14 protein-coding genes are annotated in these 21,230 nt (G+C 45.2%); 3 read left to right on the top strand and 11 right to left on the bottom strand.

All coding sequences use genetic code 11. From position 1 onward, the window contains the following. Positions 1-8 precede the first annotated feature (8 nt). Positions 9-578, bottom strand: a complete 570-nt coding sequence (locus tag QFZ51_RS10345) for a cupin domain-containing protein (protein WP_429045579.1) — start codon at positions 576-578, stop codon at positions 9-11. 11 nt (positions 579-589) lie between these two features. Further along, positions 590-814, bottom strand: coding sequence for a 2TM domain-containing protein (locus QFZ51_RS10340; protein WP_429045578.1), 225 nt, complete (start codon positions 812-814; stop codon positions 590-592). 412 nt (positions 815-1,226) lie between these two features. Between QFZ51_RS10340 and QFZ51_RS10335 the strand changes: the two genes are divergently transcribed. Next, positions 1,227-3,698, top strand: coding sequence for a histidine kinase dimerization/phosphoacceptor domain -containing protein (locus tag QFZ51_RS10335; protein ID WP_429045577.1), 2,472 nt, complete (start codon positions 1,227-1,229; stop codon positions 3,696-3,698). A gap of 12 nt (positions 3,699-3,710) precedes the next feature. After that, positions 3,711-5,678 (top strand): sigma 54-interacting transcriptional regulator, encoded by a 1,968-nt coding sequence (locus QFZ51_RS10330; protein WP_429045575.1) that lies wholly within the window; start codon positions 3,711-3,713, stop codon positions 5,676-5,678. Between the two features lie 102 nt (positions 5,679-5,780). Here QFZ51_RS10330 and QFZ51_RS10325 read toward each other — a convergent pair whose 3' ends face one another. The 9 genes from QFZ51_RS10325 to QFZ51_RS10285 all read right to left on the bottom strand — a co-directional run bounded on the left by QFZ51_RS10325 (position 5,781) and on the right by QFZ51_RS10285 (position 19,976). Next, complete coding sequence (locus QFZ51_RS10325) at positions 5,781-7,607, bottom strand: hypothetical protein (protein ID WP_429045573.1); 1,827 nt, start codon at positions 7,605-7,607, stop codon at positions 5,781-5,783. A gap of 33 nt (positions 7,608-7,640) precedes the next feature. Further along, positions 7,641-8,903 carry a hypothetical protein gene (locus QFZ51_RS10320; RefSeq protein ID WP_429045571.1) on the bottom strand — a complete coding sequence of 421 codons (1,263 nt, stop codon included), beginning with the start codon at positions 8,901-8,903 and terminating at the stop codon, positions 7,641-7,643. 3 nt (positions 8,904-8,906) lie between these two features. Then, complete coding sequence (locus QFZ51_RS10315) at positions 8,907-10,823, bottom strand: beta-N-acetylhexosaminidase (protein WP_429045570.1); 1,917 nt, start codon at positions 10,821-10,823, stop codon at positions 8,907-8,909. Next, positions 10,823-11,872: a DUF6528 family protein gene (locus tag QFZ51_RS10310; RefSeq protein ID WP_429045569.1), complete on the bottom strand. Its 1,050-nt coding sequence runs from the start codon at positions 11,870-11,872 to the stop codon at positions 10,823-10,825. The genes QFZ51_RS10315 and QFZ51_RS10310 overlap by 1 nt, the downstream gene beginning before the upstream one ends. A 1-nt stretch (position 11,873) precedes the next feature. Continuing rightward, on the bottom strand, positions 11,874-12,983 hold the full coding sequence (locus QFZ51_RS10305; RefSeq protein ID WP_429045567.1) for a DUF6528 family protein: 1,110 nt from the start codon (positions 12,981-12,983) through the stop codon (positions 11,874-11,876). Positions 12,984-12,998: 15 nt separating this feature from the next. Next, complete coding sequence (locus QFZ51_RS10300) at positions 12,999-14,555, bottom strand: RagB/SusD family nutrient uptake outer membrane protein (protein ID WP_429045565.1); 1,557 nt, start codon at positions 14,553-14,555, stop codon at positions 12,999-13,001. 12 nt (positions 14,556-14,567) lie between these two features. Beyond that, the gene (locus QFZ51_RS10295; protein WP_429045564.1) at positions 14,568-17,930 is read right to left on the bottom strand and encodes a TonB-dependent receptor; all 3,363 of its coding nucleotides are present in this window, start codon (positions 17,928-17,930) and stop codon (positions 14,568-14,570) included. 212 nt (positions 17,931-18,142) lie between these two features. Then, on the bottom strand, positions 18,143-19,312 hold the full coding sequence (locus QFZ51_RS10290; RefSeq protein ID WP_429045563.1) for a FecR family protein: 1,170 nt from the start codon (positions 19,310-19,312) through the stop codon (positions 18,143-18,145). A gap of 82 nt (positions 19,313-19,394) precedes the next feature. Then, positions 19,395-19,976, bottom strand: a complete 582-nt coding sequence (locus QFZ51_RS10285; RefSeq protein ID WP_429045561.1) for an RNA polymerase sigma-70 factor — start codon at positions 19,974-19,976, stop codon at positions 19,395-19,397. Between the two features lie 418 nt (positions 19,977-20,394). On the opposite strand from QFZ51_RS10285, the gene QFZ51_RS10280 reads away from it, so the two are divergent. Next, the gene (locus QFZ51_RS10280) at positions 20,395-20,910 is read left to right on the top strand and encodes a GNAT family N-acetyltransferase (protein WP_429045559.1); all 516 of its coding nucleotides are present in this window, start codon (positions 20,395-20,397) and stop codon (positions 20,908-20,910) included. Positions 20,911-21,230 lie beyond the last annotated feature (320 nt).

Below are 21,230 nucleotides of genomic sequence, written 5' to 3'. Positions count from 1 at the left end.
TTTGTGGATTAAATAATTTCACTGGCAAACTGCCCATCGATCAGCATAAACATCATACGGCAGATCTTACCGGACCGGTTAGCCCAGGCATGATTGGTGCCGTTCTGAATAACAATATCACCAGCCTGGATGATGGTCTCCCCGCGATCAAGGATCAATGTTATCTCTCCTTCAAGTACGATCCCATAATCCACCGTTTTTGTCCGATGCATCAGGGGATGAGGTGCAGCTCCATCTGATGTGGAGGCCTTCTCATCACCCATAATCCTGAATTTCGCGGCAGCATCTGCAGAGGTAAGTTTCTGTATTTCTTCGCCTTCCGGTGGAAATTCGATGACCCGGATGCGGGTACCACTTTTAGGGGGCGGCAATACCAAACCCGGTTCATCCCGCTCATCCGGTTGAGCCTGAATAAAAGCAGGTGTTTCCAACGTATGCCATACTTCAAAAAAAGTAGGACCACCAGGGCCGCCAACAAGTTGTGTATGTACTGGAGGAGCATCTGAAATAATGATTGCCTTCCCGTTTGCATCATGACCTGTTACAATACGCCTGAATGTTTTTGGTTGCTGATTCATAATCCTGGTCTTTAATTGCTTTTTGATTTTTTGAAAACAAATACCCCGAGGTAATGAAAGAGTATACCTATTGCCCACGCTGGTGTGGACCACAGCGGCCAGGGATAGGTCCGGTCGGTGAGGTACCATACCAGCCAGGTCGCCGGGGTGGCAAGCAGGAAAACAATTAGGTGGATCCTGAAACCTTTTTTAGGATCGATAGGGGTAGTTGGGTCCCATTGAGTTGAATATGTCATACAAATGGTTTTGTTGTTTCATGGCTACTTACATGCCATTTAGCAGAAACAACCCTACCAGAAAAGTGTAGATCATTAATGAATTGAAAAACAATTTTTTAGAAAAATATCAATCAGGCGGGGGCGAAAAAAATACAGGCAGGTTACTCCGAAACATTGGAGTTTAATAACAAAACTCCGGAAATATCGGAGTTTGCAATGCTATTGATCAATAAACAGGAAGAATAAAATTCTAATCAGTAAAAAATGCTATATATTGTATAAAATGCTTTCCATGTATTCCATCCCATGGCCATGAAATAAGCATTAAAAATCCAATTTGCTCCGAAGATGCTGTGATGATATTTGCTTTCTGAGTCAAAGTCCCTAAAGATCCAACTCTTCCCAGAGTTATTAATTTAAAAAGAATAACATGTCCAGGCTGACTCTTATGTACATACTGTTCGGTGTGCTGATGTTTTTTGACGGACGATCTCAAAGTTCTGCCAAAACAGAAGTGTCAGGCTATTCTTACTATCATCCGTCGAAGGATAAAGAGTCATGGCAGCGGCTGAATTTGTTGCTTAGCTCCACTTATATTGTTGTTGTAAAAGAAGGGCAGATTAGCCATGATACTTGTTTATATATGGCCAGCCGTTCCCTGGGTCTGAGCCGCTTTCCGGTGTTGGCGGAAGGAATCGGCGGCAACAAATTGTTTGAGCAATCTCATTGGATTGACCGGCGGGAACCAGGCGTTGGTATTGATCGCCTTTCAAAAGCAACAGGCCGGGAACACCTGCAATTATTGATACTCCTGGGATCCTACTATGCTTTTCAACCCGCTAACTATTACGGCTATAAGGACAGCGTTGAATACTTTCTGAACAAAGCAGTGGAAGAAAGTAAATCTTTGAAAGAAGAAAAGCTGGGTAGAATAGCACTTTGCCTGCTTGGAAAAATGTATGTACAAGTAAATGACAGTAAAGGTGATTCCATTTATAACCGGCTGATAGATGAAAGCCGGAAGGCCGGGGATAGGGAAACAGAAGCAAGGGCATTTGCCTACCGCGGCATGTATACAAGCCCCACGCGTGCTACCCTGCTTACAAAAGTCGCCGACCTGCAGAAAGCAGCGGAGCTTTATCGCAGTCTTGGCAATACAGAAGCGGAGATCAACGTATTAACTGATTTAGGCTATCTGCTCGTTGTAACCGGGCAATTGCCAACTGCCAATGAAATGTTTTCAAAAGCACTGGCGCTGGCTGAAGCAATAAACTATCCATATATCCATTATAATACGGAGGCACTTGCTATGGTTACCATGTTTCAAGGGAAATTTGGGGAACCATTAAAATATATCCTTCAAACAATCAAGGTGGCCGAAAGCTGCCGGGACAGTATTGGCTGGGGGTATTTTTATAGCCGGCTGTCGTTCCTTTACGATGCAGAGGGCAGGCAGAAAGAGAGTTTTGATATGGCGCAAAAGGCAATGAAAAGATTCCGCATAGACCGTAATCCAACGATATACAACGTGTTAAATCAGGTAGTAAACTATCTGAACGCAGATGGGCGTGCAAAAGAAGCGCTTAATCTTACGCTGGACATGTCAAAAAAGATGGGTATACCGTCGAATATTTCGGAGCAAATATTTTATTATCACACACTTTCCAACAGTTATCTATACACGGGCAACCTGGATCTGGCGGAGACACACTTAAAAAAGATGGACTCGCTGGAAACCATTGCCGAAGGCATCAGGGGGCCACTCCGGAGAATCTCGATCAATGATCAATATGCCATCATCTTATTTAGGCGGGGCGAGTACCGGAGATCAAGAGAATTATTTGAAAAACATTTTACACCTGTTTCATTAGCAGCCCGGGATTTACCATCCGACCTGGCTGCATACCGCTGGCTGATCAGTATTGATTCCGCGCTGGGTGATAAAGCGTCCGAAGCATCTCATTACGAAAAATACACACAGCTGCTCGACTCCAGTTTCAGGGTAACAAAAATCAGGCAGGCAGAAGAGCTCCGGGTAATGTACGAAACACAGGAAAAACAAGACCAGATCACATTACTACATGAACAGGCAATACTGGAAAGAGCCAATTTAAAACAGGCCAAACTGGTGAAAAATCTAACGCTTGGAGGCATTGCTGCCGTAATAATCATTGCCGGTTTATTATACTGGCAAAACCGCTTAAAACAAAAGAATAATAAAATAATCACGCACAAAAATGAACAATTGCAAAAGTTGCTTACTGACAGGGAATGGCTGTTGAAAGAAATACATCATCGTGTAAAGAATAATCTGCAAATTGTAATGAGCCTGCTCAATTCACAGGCTATATATATAAATAATGATGCCGCATTTACGGCCATCCAGGACAGTAAACGCCGGGTGTATGCCATGTCACTCATCCATCAAAAGCTTTACCAGTCTGAAAACATTGCCTCCATTGCCATGCCTGAATATATCAACGAGCTGGTGAACCATGTCCGGGAGAGCTTTGATGCCGGGAACCGGATAGTTTTTGAGCAGGATATTGAACCGCTGGACCTTGATGTATCGCAGGCAATCCCGTTGGGATTGATCATCAACGAGAGCATTGTAAATGCCATTAAGTATGCTTTTCCCGGTGATCGTGAAGGGATGGTGAGTATCAGCCTGCGACATAATGGGCCTGATCAGCTATTGCTGAGTATATCGGATAATGGCGTTGGCCTGCCTGCTGACCTTGATATACTGGAAAATAACTCGCTGGGGTTTGATCTGGTACAGGGGCTCGCAAAACAATTAAAAGGCCGCTTTAATATTACAAGCGATGACGGTCTGCGCATAACGATCAGCTTTGCCGTTGCCAGCAAACAAATTCCGGATGAAGCTCCAGGTAACTTTTAAGCAACAAATTTTATGAGTAAAAGAGTGCTTATTGTTGAAGATGAATTTATTGTAGCCAATGATCTGCGGTTAATATTAGTACGCGCCGGCTATGAGGTAACAGGTATTGCCGCTTCAGTTGAAGAGGCGAATGAACATCTGCTGAAGCAAGAACCGGGTCTTGTAATGCTGGATATCCGGTTAGAAGGAAATCAATCAGGTATTGACTTTGCCAGGAAACTAAGAGCTGAAAATATCGCTTTTATTTACTTGTCTGCCTACGCAAATCAACAAATACTGGAAGAAGCAAAAACAACCGAACCTTATGGATTTCTTGTTAAGCCATTCAAGGAGCAGGACTTACTGGTTACCCTGGATATTGCATGGTATCGTCACACCAATAGTCTTGAATCAAAATTGCGGCAGGAAGAACATTTGCAAAAACAGTTAACTGCAATAAGCAATGAAACTTCAGATGCGCCACAAAAATTATTGAAGGTGGCCCTGGCCATACAGCCTTTTATACCATTTGATTTTATTACATCGGGCATCAGGCCGCTTGATGCTGAACAGTTTGGTGATACAGGATATTTGCGTATCGGATTTAACGAATACCAGTTTGTTGGCGAAAAAGAATTAATGACGATTACAGGTTTAAATAAAAACCAGCTTTCCGCCATTATTGAAAATAGTTATACAGATAGCAACGCAGTTCTTTATAGCAGTAAAAACATCAATAAAAACACGTCCAGCGCTTCGCTGCAAAGGTTAATGCTGGATCATTTCCAGCTGAAGTCATATCTTGTATTTCCCGTCACGTTGGGGTATGGCCTATCTGTTCACTATTTTTTCTACAGCCGGCAGCCTAATATTTACACCAAAGAGCATATAGCCTTATTGGGCCGCCTGAAGCTATGCCTGGAAGAACTGGCTGAAAAAACAATCTATTATAAAACTCCACCGGCCGGAACAAAGAACCGGTCTTCTTCTGCCAATAAAGCACCGCATGAAGTATTAAACCATGCCGGGTTTAAAAATATCATCGGAAGTCATCATCTTTTGTTGTCTGCATTAGATCTTGCAGCGCAGGTAGCGCCGTATAGCACTTCTGTTTTAATATTGGGAGAGAGCGGTACCGGTAAAGAAAAAGTGGCGCAATCCATTCACCTGTCTTCGCCCAGGAAGAACGGGCCATTCATAAAGGTAAATTGTGCTGCTATTCCTCCAACATTAGTGGAATCTGAACTCTTCGGCCATGAAAAGGGTGCATTTACCGGCGCCTTTGAAAAAAGAAAAGGACGGTTTGAGCAGGCTGATGGCGGCACTATTTTTTTAGATGAGATTGGAGAATTGCCACTTGCCATGCAGGTGAAATTATTACGCGTTTTACAGGAAAGGGAAATCGAATATGTAGGCGGCAGATCACCTGTAAGAGTTGACATCCGTGTTGTGGCTGCTACAAGCCGAAACCTCGAAAAGGAAATTGCAAACGGAAATTTCAGACTTGATCTGTATTACCGGTTAAATGTTTTTCCCATTACGCTGCCCCCTTTACGGGAACGAAAAACTGACATCGAAGCACTGTCCATATTTTTTGCAGAAAGGTTTTGCAGGGCGTTCAATAAACCATTCAATGGCATTGCTGCATCAATGATAGGCGAACTGTACACATATAATTGGCCGGGCAATATTCGTGAACTCGAAAACATCCTGGAACAAGCCGTTGTTCTCAATGATGGTAAATCGAAATTGCAATTAGTACGAAAGCTTTCATTGCCGGCTTCCAGCCTGCCTGTCAGCACGGGTATCAACACCCTCGAGGAAATGAAGCACCTGCATCAGGAAACAGAAAGAGACTATATCATTTCCATTCTCAAAAAAACAAAAGGTCGGATTCGTGGCGCCAATGGCGCCGCGGAATTATTGAATATTAAACCTACTACCCTCGAATCAAAAATGGCTAAGTTGAATATAAGAAGGCGGGATTTTATCAATGCATAGGAAATATATAACCCTTATTCACTTAACCGTTTACCTGATTGTTCCACTTTTAAACCGCCAGCTCCCATCCGGAACGGCCTATGTTGTTGGTACAAATTGACTTCAGCGCATAACTTTGATCCCGTAATCTTCTGCTAATCCGTAATCATAAACGTCATATTCATTCCCTGGTGGCTGCGTTTTTACATTGTACCATTTACCAGGATCAACCAGGCCCGGAGCCGGCTTGTTGTAAAATGGTCCTAAAACATTCTTCAAACTGCCGGTTACGGTTACTTCAATCTTATTAGTTCCCTTTTTTACAAATTCCCCGATAGACAACCTGTGGGGTTCAGCAGTGATGACGCCGGCAAGAATCCCATTTACCTTCACCGCTGCCACAGTGCCCTTCCATTTACCTAACTCCACTGCATATGACTTGCCGGGATCTGCCACTGTAAATATCTTCGTATAGGTGATACCGTGTCCATATAAAGGCAATCCCTGTTTGTTCCAGTAACCAAATTGTAATAGTTGCGGTTTAACAATGCTCCAGCCACGTGATGCCGCTTCCAGGTTGAAATCTCCCAAAATATAAACCGGTTCAATTTCAGCATAAACACTCATAGGAGAAACGGTTACAGCCAGTTCATTATCTCCTGTTTTTAAATAGCGGCCGATCTGGTATACGCCAAAGGAGCGGTCCAGCCACCATTGCCCGGGTTCATTTTTAATGTATTCACCATTAATTTTTACATCGTGCCAAAGTTCAGGTTGTTCTATTACCGCTTTGAAATTCCGGGAATCAACGCCAGCCTCCACATTGAAATGATAAACCGCCGTGTACCCGGTACCAGTGGAAAAAGTATCCCGGCTTACAATCGCCTGTTTAAATTGCGTACGGTTATTCCAGGGATTGCCTACGCCATCCGTAAATCCGTGGTGTTTGAAAGCTGTATTGGAGGCTACACCAACGTGTATATTGGTATAATTTGAATCCGGCTTATGTAAATGAAGATCGCAGAAATCAATCGTCAGGTTGTTGTCAAACGGCCTGCTTATTTTAGTTGCGGAAGCCTTCACAGTAGCCCATTCTACAGCCGGTGCTTCTATTTTATATCCCGGTAATTTCTTATCCGCGATAAACAGTACCTGGCTTCCGGCTGGCGGAATATTAAAGTCGAAATGTACCTCCTGATCATGTAGCGAATAGTTAATGCGGGAAATGTTTCCCGAATTCATATCCATCTTTAACACATCCTGTCCCTGCATGTTGATGCTGCCCGAAGAAATACCGGTCATGCTGGCATTGGTCAGCAGTAATAACTCCCCGTTAGCCAGTTTACGGCGCTGATGATAAATGTTACCACCAATGCTGTCGCCTGTTCCACCCGATATGCTAAAGCCTTCATGATGGAACAGGTCCGGTAATGCCTCCCGGATCTGGCTGATGGTGGAAAGCTCATTGTTCACTGTTCCATCTACTAATCGTAATTGTTCAAAACAGATCACCCTTCCTCCCGCTGCAATATAATCTTTCAGTAAACGGAAGGTACTGCTGTTTATATTTTCCATACCTGGCGGAATCACTACCACCTTGTACGCCCGTTGTCCTACTACAAAGCTGCTTCCCTTAACACTGCCATGATCTTTGATCACGTTTTCTGTCCCTAAATCATATTCCAGATGCGATCTTTGCATCTTTGTCACGAAATCATTAAAACTTTTGGTGATGTCGAAGAAACGTTTGTTCTCCCCGTCTCTGGCATAATACATCCAGGCCGAAGTGGTGGGTTCAATTACCAGGATATTGTTGTACTGCTGTCCTTTGGATAATAAATAAGATAAACGTGTGAAGTAATGATTCATAAAACGATAATAGGGCCACCATGGCTCATGATAAGAGAAGCTGGGTGGATAATCGTATTTGCGTGCTCCCGTCAGCGTCATAAACGATAAATGCTGATTCAAAAAGTTAACGCCTTATACAAACTCCCAGTCGGCAAGGCGTTTCATATCCTTAAAAGTAAGTTCCCAACCGGCGCCACCATAGGTTTCCGACAGGGTACGTGTTTTACCCAATTGATTAGCTACACTCCCCAGCTCTTTGACGGCGCGGATATTGCCAAACTGCACCGGTTTATCTTCATTAAACTGGTTGAACAACATATCAATACCCGGCATTTGATGCCAGGCATACATGGCCATATTATCTGGTCCGTGATAAGGACTTGGCCAACCATGTTCCCAATAATGCCCCGTCCAGGTAAGCTGGTGATCACTCATATAGGTGGACACGGGTTTAGACCACCGGTCGATAAAAAGTTCCAGCAAAACCTGGTAGTAATTATGGCGTACCCGTTTCCAATCGCCTGTTTCTTTAAACAGAGATGGCAGATGTAACCTCAGATCGTACTGCCAGTCTTTATAAAACCTGTCGAACAGATCAGGAGTCCAGCGTACACAGTTATGCCCTTCGTTGATGATGGTTGGTTCGTCAGAAAAAACGCCCTTGATGGTTTTGCCAAATTCTTTGCCCACCACTTTTTCATAACTTTTGTATGCGATGTCTATGAACTTATCCGTAACGCCTTTGGCCATCAGATCCACATAAGACACGCCTATAGGACCTGCCACCGAGCCCCGGTTCGAGCGTTGATAATTTACTTTTTTGAATAACTGATAATGTCCGGTTTTCCCTTCTTCGTCTTTCAAATCATTCGTTACATCTTTATAAGATCCATTTTCTTCTTTAAGAAATAAAAAGAAAGCAGAAAGGTCAGCAGGCAACCGGGTTGCTTCTTCCATATACAACATTTGACCCTGGTTGTAGGCTTCGGGCATTTGCTCTCCCACCAATCCGCCGGCAAAGCCTGTAGGGTATGAGTTTTCGTCGTATATCCAGATATTGAGTCCCAGTTTTTTTCCCTGCTGAAGGGCATATTCAAATAAATCAAACCACTCTTTTGATAAGTACTCCGTAATTAAACCGGGGCGTGGATGAATGATCACACCGCCAAAGTCATTCTTCCGGTAATCATTCAGCATGGAATCGATATTTCTTTTGGTAATTTTCGTATTCCATACCCAGAATGGCACGGTACCATAGTCTCTGCCAGGGTTTTTAAACCCCGCTGCAACCTCTTCAAAACGTTCCAATGGTTGTTGTGCATTTGCATTGGAAGAAATAAATACAGCAGCGATGATCAAAGCACTGCATAAGAATTGGCGGATACTTCTTGGCATAGGTTATGTTTTCGGTTTATCGTTATTATCCAGTACGGTACGCGTGATAATGCTTCTGTGGCCTGCGGAAGTAACAACCACCGTTTTAAGAATGATTGTTTTTCCCCTGGGAATCGTAATAATTATTGGTTCGCGGTATTCGTGATCATAATCGCCCGGCGGCCGGTTGTTCAGCGTGTAAAATATCCTGGCTCCCCGTACAGGTGGCTGCACTTCAAACCTGAAAGTACCGGTTACGATTGTTGTATCTGTGCAGTTAAAAACGGTGGGTACGCGGTAGTTGATACCGGCTTTGTCGAAGCGCTCCAGGTGCAATGGTAATGCTGTGCCGGCGAAACGTGGATAGTCTTTGGCCGTTTCATCTGACCATCCTGTTTCCGCCAGCGCCAGCATACGTGGCAGCAGCATGTATTGGAGTTTGGAAACATCAGGAATGCTTTCCGTCCATATGCAGGCTTCCACGCCCATAATGTGTTTATGTTCTTCTCCGGACAATGCGGGGTATTCCGGGTTGTACTGATAAGCTTTCCATACCGGCTCATTACCTCCGTGACTGGATGGTTCCTGATCTGAAGTGCTTTGCGCATAGTCAAAATAAAGTCCGTTATGACCGGGCGCCAGCACTATGTTCAGCCCTTTCTTAACTTGCTCAATGGCGCCCTTTTCACCAAACCGGTTCATCACCGTGATGCTGTCTTTTGCATTGCCTGCTGCTACTTCATCCCAGGCAATCAGTTTTTTGTGTTTGGACTGAATGATTTTGTTCAGCCTTGAAATAAAATAGCTTTGCAGCTCGTGGGTATCATTGATATGATGTTCCTTCATAAAGTCCTGCACGGCTGTGTCTTTCTTCCAATATCCTTTGTAGCATTCATCTCCGCCAACATGAATGTATGGGTAAGGGAACAATGCTGCTACCTCGCCGAATACTTTATTGAGGAATTTGTAAACTCTTTCATCAATAGGATTGAGGGAATTGTCTACATACATTTCAAAATCACCCGAGGGAAACCATTTGGCGAAGCTGCTGCCTGGATTCACTTTAATATCAGAATTCTGCGTAACACACAGCTCAGGATATGCTGCTATGGCCGCCATAGAGTGACCTGGCACATCAATTTCCGGCAGTATTTCAATATGTCTTTCAGCAGCGTAAAGGATCACTTCTTTCACTTGTTCCTGGGTGTAAAAGCCACCATCGGTGGCAAGCTCGCCAGGTTGTGGAGGCAGGGTATTGCCGCCGAACTCGATACGTGGCACACGCCAGGCGCCCACTTTCGTTAGTTCAGGACAGCTTTTGATTTCCAGCCGCCACCCCTGGTCGTCCGTAAGATGCCAGTGAAAACGGTTCAGTTTATAGTAAGCCATCAGGTCCAGCAGGTCTTTGATCTGTTCCACCGTAAAGAAATGCCGGGAAACATCCAGCATGAGTCCGCGGTAGCCGAAGCGGGGAGCGTCTTCTATGGTGAGACAGGGAATAGCTGCTGCTCCGCTTGTTGACACGGACAACAACTGCAGTAAAGTTTGCATACCATAAAACAAGCCCGCGTTTCGGCCTGTGAGGGTAATGCGGTCTGGTGTTACCAACAGCCGGTATCCTTCTTCGGGTAGTTGTTCAGCACCGGTAGCAGTGATGAGCAGTTCCGGCTGCAGACCCGCTGCTTGTGCAGTGCCTGTCATTATTTTGTTTCTGAACTTCCAGGTACTGAACAAACGATCCGTGAAATACTCAACGGCGCGCTTCTCCCGAACGTCCGTCCGGATCAACGTGTTAGCGTTGAAGAGAAAGTTGCCCGTATCCATTTTTACAGAACGCGGCATGGGAACCAGCGCCGGTGTTGCCTGCTGCGCAACACTGCTGCCGGCACTAAAGCCCAGTAACGCCAGGCAACAGGTATATATCTTTTTGCTAAAGTACATCACTGATAATTGTCGTAAACTATTTTTATTTTGTAGAAACAGGCGCCGTTCACTATTCTTGATCCCTGCCACTGCCCGCCTGATGTATAGAAGTCAACCGTGCTGGCAGACCAGTTATTGAGCAGGCAACTGATGGCAGGACGTGGATTTTTATTGGCGTCCGGACGCACCAGTACAATCTGTCCGCTGGGTTGGTTCCCTATCCCTTTTACAAAGGTCAGGTTGTTTGTGGGGGACATGGAAAAGGTTTTTGTAGTTTTATTAAAGACATATTCTCCTCCGTTGGTAGTGACCCATAACAGGTTGGTATTACCATAGTACGCGCTTACTTCATGGCCCCAGGCAGTAGGTAATGTAACCCGGTACTGTGTTAGTTCCGTTAATTCCGGGTTGGTAGCATTGCCGCCAACAGCCAGGGCAGTGAGGATATGCGCATTATTGGATAAATCCTGACCGGTAACCCATAATCCATTAATTACCGGGTCCCATAATACGGCATGTGCCGCGCCCAGCGTAAACTCCGCGTAGGTGTTGTTATCCGCCCCCTGTGAGGAAGCATACACCCTGATCCAGTTACCATCAGATGCTGCGAGGGCGATGTTACCATTGGGCAGCAGCTCTGCTGAATGCAGATTCCCGCTGATCACTTTTGACCATACCCGCTGCCCGGATGGATAGCCAATCAATGCCGCCATGCCGTTGTCGCTGATAACTGCATAGCTGGCATCCTGCCAGATTTTCATTTTCCGCACTTTGAAATCGGTGCCGCCACCAAAACTCTTAATTTCATTTGTGCTGAAGCCCAGTGTAGTGGTAGGAGACCATCTCCACTTTTTTGCATCCGCGGTGTTCCAGTCCGTGATCATTGGATCATACAACTCTATCTGCTTGCTGGCGTCATTAGTTAATGCCAGCTGCAGTCCCGGATAAGGCTCGGGAGTTTGCACAGTTGGCGGACCGGGAGCATCTGCTCCCGGTTTTTTACTACAGGCCATCTGAAGAACAACCAAAGCGATAGCAGCGCCCATCCGTATTATTCTGCTCATCATATCAATAATAGTTTGGATCAAATGCTTTCGCTTTATAAATAGCAGCTCCGCTTACAGTACGGGAACCGGTGGCAGCACCGGTGGTGGCATTATAAAAATTAACCACGGAGGTACACCAATTACTGGCGGGATACAATGGGCAGCCAGTGCTGGGTCGTGTTTCTATAAGCGTATTCTGTCCGGGTTGACTGCTGATAGATTTCGCAAAGATTCCATAGGCCGCTCCGGGCATGTCGCTGAAGGTTTCCGTGGATATATGAAAAATATGAACACCACCATTGGTCGTAATCAGCAACTGGTCCGGGTTATTCACATCGGCTGCAAGGTCGTGCCCCCAGGGACGTGGCAAAGAGTCATAAGAAGTATCCAAACGCAACTTGGGGTTTGTGATAGTGCCTCCGGATCCGGGAGCGTTATAAGAGTATTTTCTCAGCGCATTTCCCAGCGCCCAGAGCACCTGGTGTGTGGCATCCCAAAGCACCGCATGAGCGGAGGCAAAATGGTATTGTGTGTTTACGCCATGATTGGGTGATGGCTGTGACGATGAATAGATACGGATCCATCCCTGCGGCCATTTTTCGCCGGCGCTGGCAACCACACAGTTGCCATCAGGCAGTATTTCCATCGCATGCAGGCTGGTGGTATCATTAAAACCCATTACCCATAGCTTCTGCCCCTTTGTGCCTGTACCGGTATAACGGGCTATGGTGGCCAATCTATATGACGTGGCGGTGATCACCTGCGAGGTGCCGGCAAACACCGTATTGTTCCTCACCTTGATATCTGTAGGCGCCTTCCAGAGAGGTATTTCACTCGTGGCATTGTACGACAGTGCAGTGGTAGGCTTCCAGACCCATTTGGGCGTAGTCCAGGAAGCATCTGCCGGATCATATATCTCAATGTCGTTTGGGACCTCATTCGTAATAGCCACCCAGCAACAGGTTGCCAGTTCTGTTTTGGGTTGCACCTTTGCCGGCGATTGATCTTCAACTTGTATTTGATCTGCCCGCCGGGAGCAGGAAACTACGAGTAAAGCCAATACAATTGCTTTCCAATTCACACAGGTAGATCGCAGGCAGGAATTACCTGCCTTCATCATAATTTTTTTCATGACTGTGAGTTTTAGTTAGTAACCTGGATTCTGAGTAAGTTTATCATTCAGTAATACTTCTGCATTAGGTATTGGAAATAACAGCCGGTTCTGGGTAACATTATAACTTCCTGCCTGCAGATAACTATACTTCGCCTTTTGTCGAACACCAAAGGCATTCATTACGGCGATGGCATTGCCTGTCCGTACCAGATCGAGCCAACGCTTATTTTCAAAGGCCAGCTCCACTCTTCTTTCATTTAAAATGACCGTTTGCAATGCTGCCTGATTGGTGCTGGTGATATTATGTAACGCATCCCCAAAAGCGCGTTCTCTTACTGCGTTCAAATAAGGCAATGCTTCACCTGATTTGCCCTGTTGATTCAGGCTTTCCGCCAGCAGCAATAAAACCTCTGAATAGCGGTAAACCGGCCAGTTGTCATTGGTTTGATTACCGATCGTATGCGTATGCAGGTATTTCTTTGGAAACGGCCGTCCGACTTTGCCTGCCGGCGCTGTATAATCTACGGCTGATTTAACCGCAGTAGCCGTAAAATCATCGGTGGCATTGAATGTACCTTCGGCTATAGCGATCGATGCATCAAGGCGTTGATCGCCTGATTCATATGCATTGATCAGGTCCTGTGTAGGGGTGTTAAAACCACCCACAGTGGTAACGCTGTTAAAGTTTACGCCAGTCACCACCGTAGTGTTGACCATGCGTGGTAAAAAATTATAAACAGATGCCTCTACATTGGCCTGTGGTACGGCCAGCCCGGTGTTGAACTGGATTTCAAATATAGACTCCTTACCATTTTTATTCACCAGCTGAAATGCATCGCCATAACCTGGAAACAACGCATAGCCCATTGCAGTTACCTGTTTTAACGCATTTTCAGCGAGGTCATATTTCTTCAGGGTGAGATATACGTCACCCAGCAGGGTCAACGCCGCGCCCTTTGTAGCGCGCCCTGTTTGCGGAAAAGTGGTGGCGCTCAGTTTGGCAGCGGCATCAGTAGCATCAGCAATGATCAGGTCGTATACTTCCTGCGCGGAAGAGCGCGGGATGTAAGTCTCTTCACGGTTAAGCGGTGCGTGTTTATAAATGGGCAATCCGCCGTAATAACGCACCAGGTCGAAATACACCAGGGCACGGATAAACTTTGCCTGGCCCAGAATAGCGTTGCGATTGGCATCAGACAACTTAATATCATCAATATGATCTATGATCACATTCGCCGCTGATATGGCGTTAAAACCCAAATTCCACTTTGGAGGTGTCTGGTTATTATACTTATCATCCAGAAAATCTGCTACTGCGTAACGGTTCACCGTGGCTACTGCCTGGTCAGATGATTTGTAATCGTAGTGCGTGTTATCTGAACGCATTTCGCCCATTACCCAGGCGCTTCTGTTATTATAAAGCCCGCGCAACTGGCTATAAGCGCCGTTCACCGCCAGGTCATAATCGTTCTGCGTTTTGAAGTAGCTGCCCAATGTTACATTGTTGGGATTGACTTCGGCGAGAAATTTCTTACAGGATATCTCCACCAAACTCAGTATCACTAATATTAAATAGGAAATCTTTTTCATTTTTACTGATTTTTAAAGACCGAGATTCAAGCCAAACGTAAATGTTCGTTGCAGTGGGTAAGCACCCAGATCCTGCCCCTGCTGCGTTACAAATGCGAGTCCACCAGCACTTACTTCAGGGTTCCCCGGGTAACTGGTGAAGATGTATACATTTTGTGCTGATGCATACACTCTTAAACTCTTGATAACAGGTGTCCTGAATTTTCTCAGCATATATCCAAGTGTGATATTGTTGATAGTGAGATGGGAAGCATCATAAACGAACAGTGTATTATCTGTACGGTATGCCCCGGTGGTGTTAGCTAAAGTACGCGCCACCTTTCCATTACCCGGATTGGCCTCGGAGCGCCAGCGATCAAGCAATTCCGGCGGACCGTTAAATACACCGTCCAGGTTGTATGTACTTTCCTGCATGCCATTTTTCAGCTTGTTGCCATAAGTACCTGACATGGCGATATTCAGATCGAAGTTTTGGTACTGAAAGGTATTACTGAAACCAAATATAAATTTGGGATTAGGATCTCCGATCACCGTCTGATCATCCGGGAAAGTAATCTTGCCATCGCCGTTTAAATCCTTGAATCTCACTGTTCCCGCCTGAGAGAGTGTAGTGGTACCGGTTCCATAATATTTAGGACCGGCATCGGCTTCTGCCTGATTTTTGAAAATGCCGTCAAATATATATCCATAAAACTGGCCGATAGGCTTCCCAACAAGTGTCCGGTAGTCGGTGAATTCAGATAATGTCCTTGTCGGATTGTCGGCAAAAGAAATATTGTTTAAACCAATTCTTTTAACAAGATTTCTGTTAAATGAGATATTAAAGTCCGTATTCCATTTGAGTTTTCCGGTCAGATTTTTAGTGCTGACAGTAAACTCATGTCCCCATTGGCTGATATCACCCAGGTTATCTTGCACGCTTGAAAAACCCGAAGATTGCGGAACAGGTAGTACGAATAATAATCCCGTCGTCAGCTTATTGTAATAATCGTAAGAGAAATTGATCCGGTTGTCAAATAGCCCCAGATCAAAGCCGGCATCAAATTGCCGGTTGCGTTCCCAGGCCAGATTCGGGTTACCCAAACTGGTTTGTACCTTTCCCGGAGCCAGGCCACCTGAAAAAGAATAATTGGCATTACCAATACCTGCCACGGTAGTGTAGTTACCTATCTCATTCATACCGGTTAAACCGAAGGTCGCTCTTAGTTTCAGCAAACTCAGGTTCGGCACATTTTTAAGAAAGGATTCATCACTGGCGATCCAGCCTGCACCGATAGAAGGAAAAGTCCCCCATTTGTTATTATCCCCGAAACGTGACGACCCGTCTCTCCTGATGGTAGCCTGCAAAAAGTAACGCTCTTTATAACTGTAGTTTAAACGACCCAGGAGCGACGCCATTGTCCAGGCGTTAAAGCTGGAAGTGTTGGTAGTAAAACGGGTAGCAGCACTTAAATAGGAAACGCTGTTGTCCGGAAAATCGCGGCCCACCATATCGCTTGCAAAACCTGTAGATCGTTGTATTGTAAAACCGCCCAGTAAATCCAGTGAATGATCTTTCCCAAATTGACGCCGGTAGTTCAATGTATTTTCATTGAGCCAGGAATAATCATTATTTACGGCTGATTCACCCAAAGCAGTGTTGTTGCCTGGCGGCGGATTTTCTATAGGTATTGCATTAAAGCCGCCTATTGAAGTAGATGGAATAAACCGGTTGCGGGTCATGCCGCCAACGTCCGCACTACCGGATGTACGGAAGGTCAGATGATCCGTGATTTTTACTTCTGCGAATAAATTGGCCAAGACCCGTAACCGGTTAGCATCGTCTTTTACTTCGAGCAATTGCCTCAGCGGGTTTGCCCATACAAACTGGTTGGTAAAACCAGAAATACCCAGGGCCAGTGAGCCATCCGGGTTGTAAGGAGAGCCCATAGTAGGCATCATGGAGGCAGATGCAAAAATGGCACGCTGTCCATCCACATTAAAACCGTCCCCCTGCCTGTTGTTATGCTCCAGTTGTAAAGACGGTGCAACACCAAAACCTACCTTCACCCGTTTGCCAGGATTAAAATCACCATTCACGCGCAATGAAAAACGCTTGTAGCCGGTGTTTACAAGGATACCCTGCTGATTAAAATAACCAGCCACGATACTGTACGCAGCCTTATCGTTGCCTGCATTAATAGACAGGCTATAATTCTGCACAGGCGCATTCCTGGTCAGCACGCTGAACCAGTCCGTACCCTCTCCATATTGCTCCGGATTCTGATATACAGCAGGTATACCGCCGGTATAGCCTTCGTATTTGATCTTATCTTCATAAAAACCTTTCATGTAAGTAGCCAGTTGTGTGGCGTTCATTACAGGCGGGATCAATTCACGCATCAATGAAGCAGTCCCGTAATAGGAATTAAAATTTATTTGCGTGGCGCCGGATTTCCCTCTTTTGGTCGTGATTATCACCACACCGTTGGCGGCGCGTGAACCGTATAAAGCGGTGGAAGAGGCATCTTTCAGAATGGTAAAGGATTCAATTTCATCAGGGTTAATATTATTGATGTTATCAGGGTTGCCCAACATAGGCTGTCCGTCTACTACTACCAATGGCCGTACGTTGGATGTAAAGGAGGCCGCGCCGCGTATACGCAGGTCCATCCCCTGTCCTGGCCGTCCGGTAGTTTGGGCTACCTGGGCTCCCGGCAGCTTGCCTTGTAACCTTTCAGCGAAAGTGCCGGTTGGCTGATCTTTAATATCAGTGGCAGAAAGCTTTGCTACCGAGCCCACAATTTCACGCGAATTTTGTCGGCCATAAGCGACTACCACCTCGGTGAGCTGTGAGGTGGATTGTTCCAGCTGTACGTCGATAACAGTTTGCCCTTTGATCGGTATTTCTTTGGGGGTATAACCCAGGTATTTGAATGATAACACGCCGCCTCCATCAGGCACACTGAGCGTATAAGTACCATCAGCTTGTGTGGCTGTTCCAATCTGGGAGTCTTTAAGCCTTACAGCAACTCCGGGTAATGGATGATTATTGGCATCAGTAACCCGCCCTTTGATGGTCATGTTAACCAACGTTGGTGCTGTTTGGCGCGTCACCACGATCGTGTTTTCATGGATTGAGTAAGTAAAAGGCTGACTGGCAAAGCTTTTCCGCAATACTTCTTCTACTGTTGCATTGGTTACCTGTATGGCTACGGGTTGAGCATCCTTTAAAATTTCAACATTCCATACAACATTATAACCCGTTTGTTTCCGGATCTGGCGGAATACCTCCCGGAGAGTAATTTGTTTAGCTGATAATGTTACCTTTTGAGCATAACCGGAGGCGCTGACTTCCATTAACGCTGCGATCATTAAAACAAAGGTGAGTTTCATAATCAACAGGAATTTTTTGTACGTGGCGCCGGCTTTTTTTGGGCACACGTCAGGTATGTAAAATTTCATTACATTTGGATGTTTGGGTTTAATAATCAGAAACTGTGACTACAATAGCTTTCGAAACTTGTTTTTCACAGGGTAAGCTCAAACTATCCGGGGGCGCTCCAACGCTCCCGGTTTTTTATTGCGCCCTGTTTGCAGATATTTTTTTATGGCATAACTGTGATCCTCCTTCCGTTTATTTTAAAGTGTACGGTACCTGTTAATTCCAGCATATTTAATACTTCAGAAACATTTTTTGACCGCGATAAACTACCGCCAATGGCTTTTCCTGACACGTCGCCCTGGTAGGTAATTTCTACATTATACCAGCGGCTGATTTGCCGCATGATGCTTTCCACCTTTTCATTCTCAAATAAGAAGTAGCCATTTTTCCATGCAATAGCTCCTTCTGTATCTCCCTCTTTTATATTGATCTTGCCGGAAGTCCTGTTTAATATTGCTTCCTTACCAGGAGCCAGCAAGGCATTTGCCCCACCGCAATCTACTTTTACGGCACCTTCAAGCAGCGTAACAATATTGTGCTGGTCATCAGGGTAAGCGTTAATATTAAAATGTGTTCCCAATACCCTTACGGTCATAGGTGCTCCCGATCCTGCATTTACCGTTACAAAAAATGGCCTGGCTTTGTCTTTAGCCACTTCGAAATATGCCTCGCCGGTAAGTGTTACATTCCTTTCATTTCCGGGAAATGACGCGGGGAAACGCAGTGATGAACCTGCGTTGAGCCACACTTTGGTGCCATCCTGCAATGTCATCTGATACTGGCCGCCATAGGGTGTACTCAGGGTATTGTAAACGATGGAGGCAGCGGAGCTACCAGCCGCCTCCTGGTTATAAATCAGGCTGCCGCTGCCGGTCTTATTTACTGAGGCATTGCCCTGTTGGGATATGAGCCCGTTTTTAGCCTCTTCCAGCACTATCTTATCACCGTTAGCTAATGTTAATATTGCTTTGTTTCCCCCGGGACCAATGTCTTTAATATCCCCGGCAATAGCAGCAGGGTGGGTTGAACGGTGGATCTGCGGGTAGTAAAAATAGGTGGTCAATCCCAGGATGAGCAGTACAGATGCAGCAGCAGACAGGTAGTACCAAAGCCGCCTGGTAGTACCTGGTTTGGTTGCAGGATTATTGATTTGCTGATTCAGGCGCAGGAGCATACGCAAACGTACCTGTTCTTCTTCATCCGCATTTTCTGCCGGCCATTCAACATCGGTTTGATTATGATCCTGGTACCAGGCCATTAACTGCTCTTCTTCTGCCGGTGTAATCGTGCCGGCAAGGTATTTTTCGATCAGGTAATATATATTGTCCTTCAATGTATAAATTTTATCCTTATACAGATAAGTACCATAAGGCTGATCTTTACCCTTAGTGAGCGGAGGATTTTTTTTGAAGAAATTAAGAAAGGAACATTTTAACGATTATGATCACCCATAAATAAGGGCGATTCAATTTAACTTTCAGTACTTTCAATGCTTTAGTAAGATGTGCTTCGGCCGTTTTCTCGGCAATACCCAATCTTTGGGCTACTTCTGGTATACTTAGTCCTTCTTCCCTGCTTAGTTTAAACACCAGGCGGCATTTCTCCGGTAAAACTTCCACTATTCCATTAATGTGTTGCTGCAAGAATCTGGTGTAGATCTTTTCTTCATCCCAGGTGGTGATTATGGGATCGGCGGCCTGTTCTTTTATCTCATCCCTCCGTTTCTGCCGCACATATTGTTTAAACACAGATAGCCTCACTGCAGTAGCGAGATAGGCATTTACATTATCGATATAAAGCTCTTTCCGCCTGTTCCAGAGGCCGATAAAGACTTCCTGCACAATTTCTTCTGCAATTACTTTATCCCTGCAATGATTATATGCAATGGCCAGTAATTTCTTCCAGTAGCGGTCGTAAATTTCAGTAAAAGCATCTCCCTTATCCTCGCGCAGGAACATTATCAAATCTGCATCAGTTTGTTGCCGGTACTGCGTCATGTGATTGGTATGGTACACAAGAATATAAAAATAAATCGAGTTTTTGTACCTGTATATGAAAAGATAATATTTAGGAGAAAGGGTACCGGGGCAGATGGTAAATCTTAAAGGCGAACTAAATGCGCCTGTATATTTGATACTGGATTAGTAAGTGCAGGGGGACCATCTTCTTTTCTATATTTCCTTTTCATACAGCTGTTTATGGGTAACATAAAAATATGCATGCCCGTTATGAAGTACGTATCATAGTTTTCTTTATTTTCACATGGATTTCCACTTTTCTTTAATCTGAGCGTATGTTGGATATTGTATTACAGTAATTACCGTCCAGGTAATTACATCTTCAGCTGGTAATCTATTCATAGCTCCTGTGCCTTCGGCAGCGGGAGTATCTTCTATTTATTTAATTCTATCAGAAATGCACAAATACAATTATACTTTCAGAAGGGAAGAGCCTTCTGATATCGGAGCTATCGATCAGGTAACGAAGGCTGCGTTTGCCTCAGCAGCATATAGCAGTGGAACGGAATCATTCATCATAAAAGCCCTGCGCGCAAATGGCCGGCTGACCCTTTCTCTGGTAGCAGAAGAGGAGGGAGTATTGATAGGACATATTGCTATATCGCCAGTAACCATTTCTTCAGGAAGCGAAGGCTGGTTTGGACTGGGGCCCGTATCGGTAATCCCTTCCAGGCAAGGATCTGGCGTGGGGTCCGGCCTGATCAGGGCCGCCATTGACGCATTGCGGGAGTTGGATGCAGCCGGCTGTGTGGTGCTTGGCGAGCCTTCCTATTATGGCCGGTTCGGATTCAGGAGTGATGCCCGTTTGCAGTACAAGCATGCTCCTGCTGAATATTTCCAAATACATTCATTTACAGGAGCGATACCGGAGGGGACTGTGGAATACGATGATAGTTTCAACGTTACCAGTTGAAATTAATCAGATGTAAATAGAAGAGGCTGTCTCAACAAGATTGAGCAACCTCTTCTTCTTTGGGCCTGATAGCGACCGGAAGGCGTTGAAAAATCCTCAATGCGTTCGAACGCACTAACTGTTTCTATCGGTGAACATAGGTCCTGCTCAAGTAGCTTGAAATTTTTTTAATTTATCTCCGCCGGGACGCTGGTTCAGATGAAGCAAATTGGATTACTTATTTTATAAGGGGCAATAAAAAAGCAGGATACAAAACCTGCCATTACTGTAAAAAACACGACCAAAAAACTATTAGTTATTGCAATCAATAAGAATACTAT

Source organism: Chitinophaga sp. W3I9 (genome assembly GCF_050434025.1).
GTDB lineage: Bacteria > Bacteroidota > Bacteroidia > Chitinophagales > Chitinophagaceae > Chitinophaga.
The sequence above is the reverse complement of the archived record's forward strand: the minus strand, read 5'-3'. Positions and strand labels throughout refer to the sequence as shown.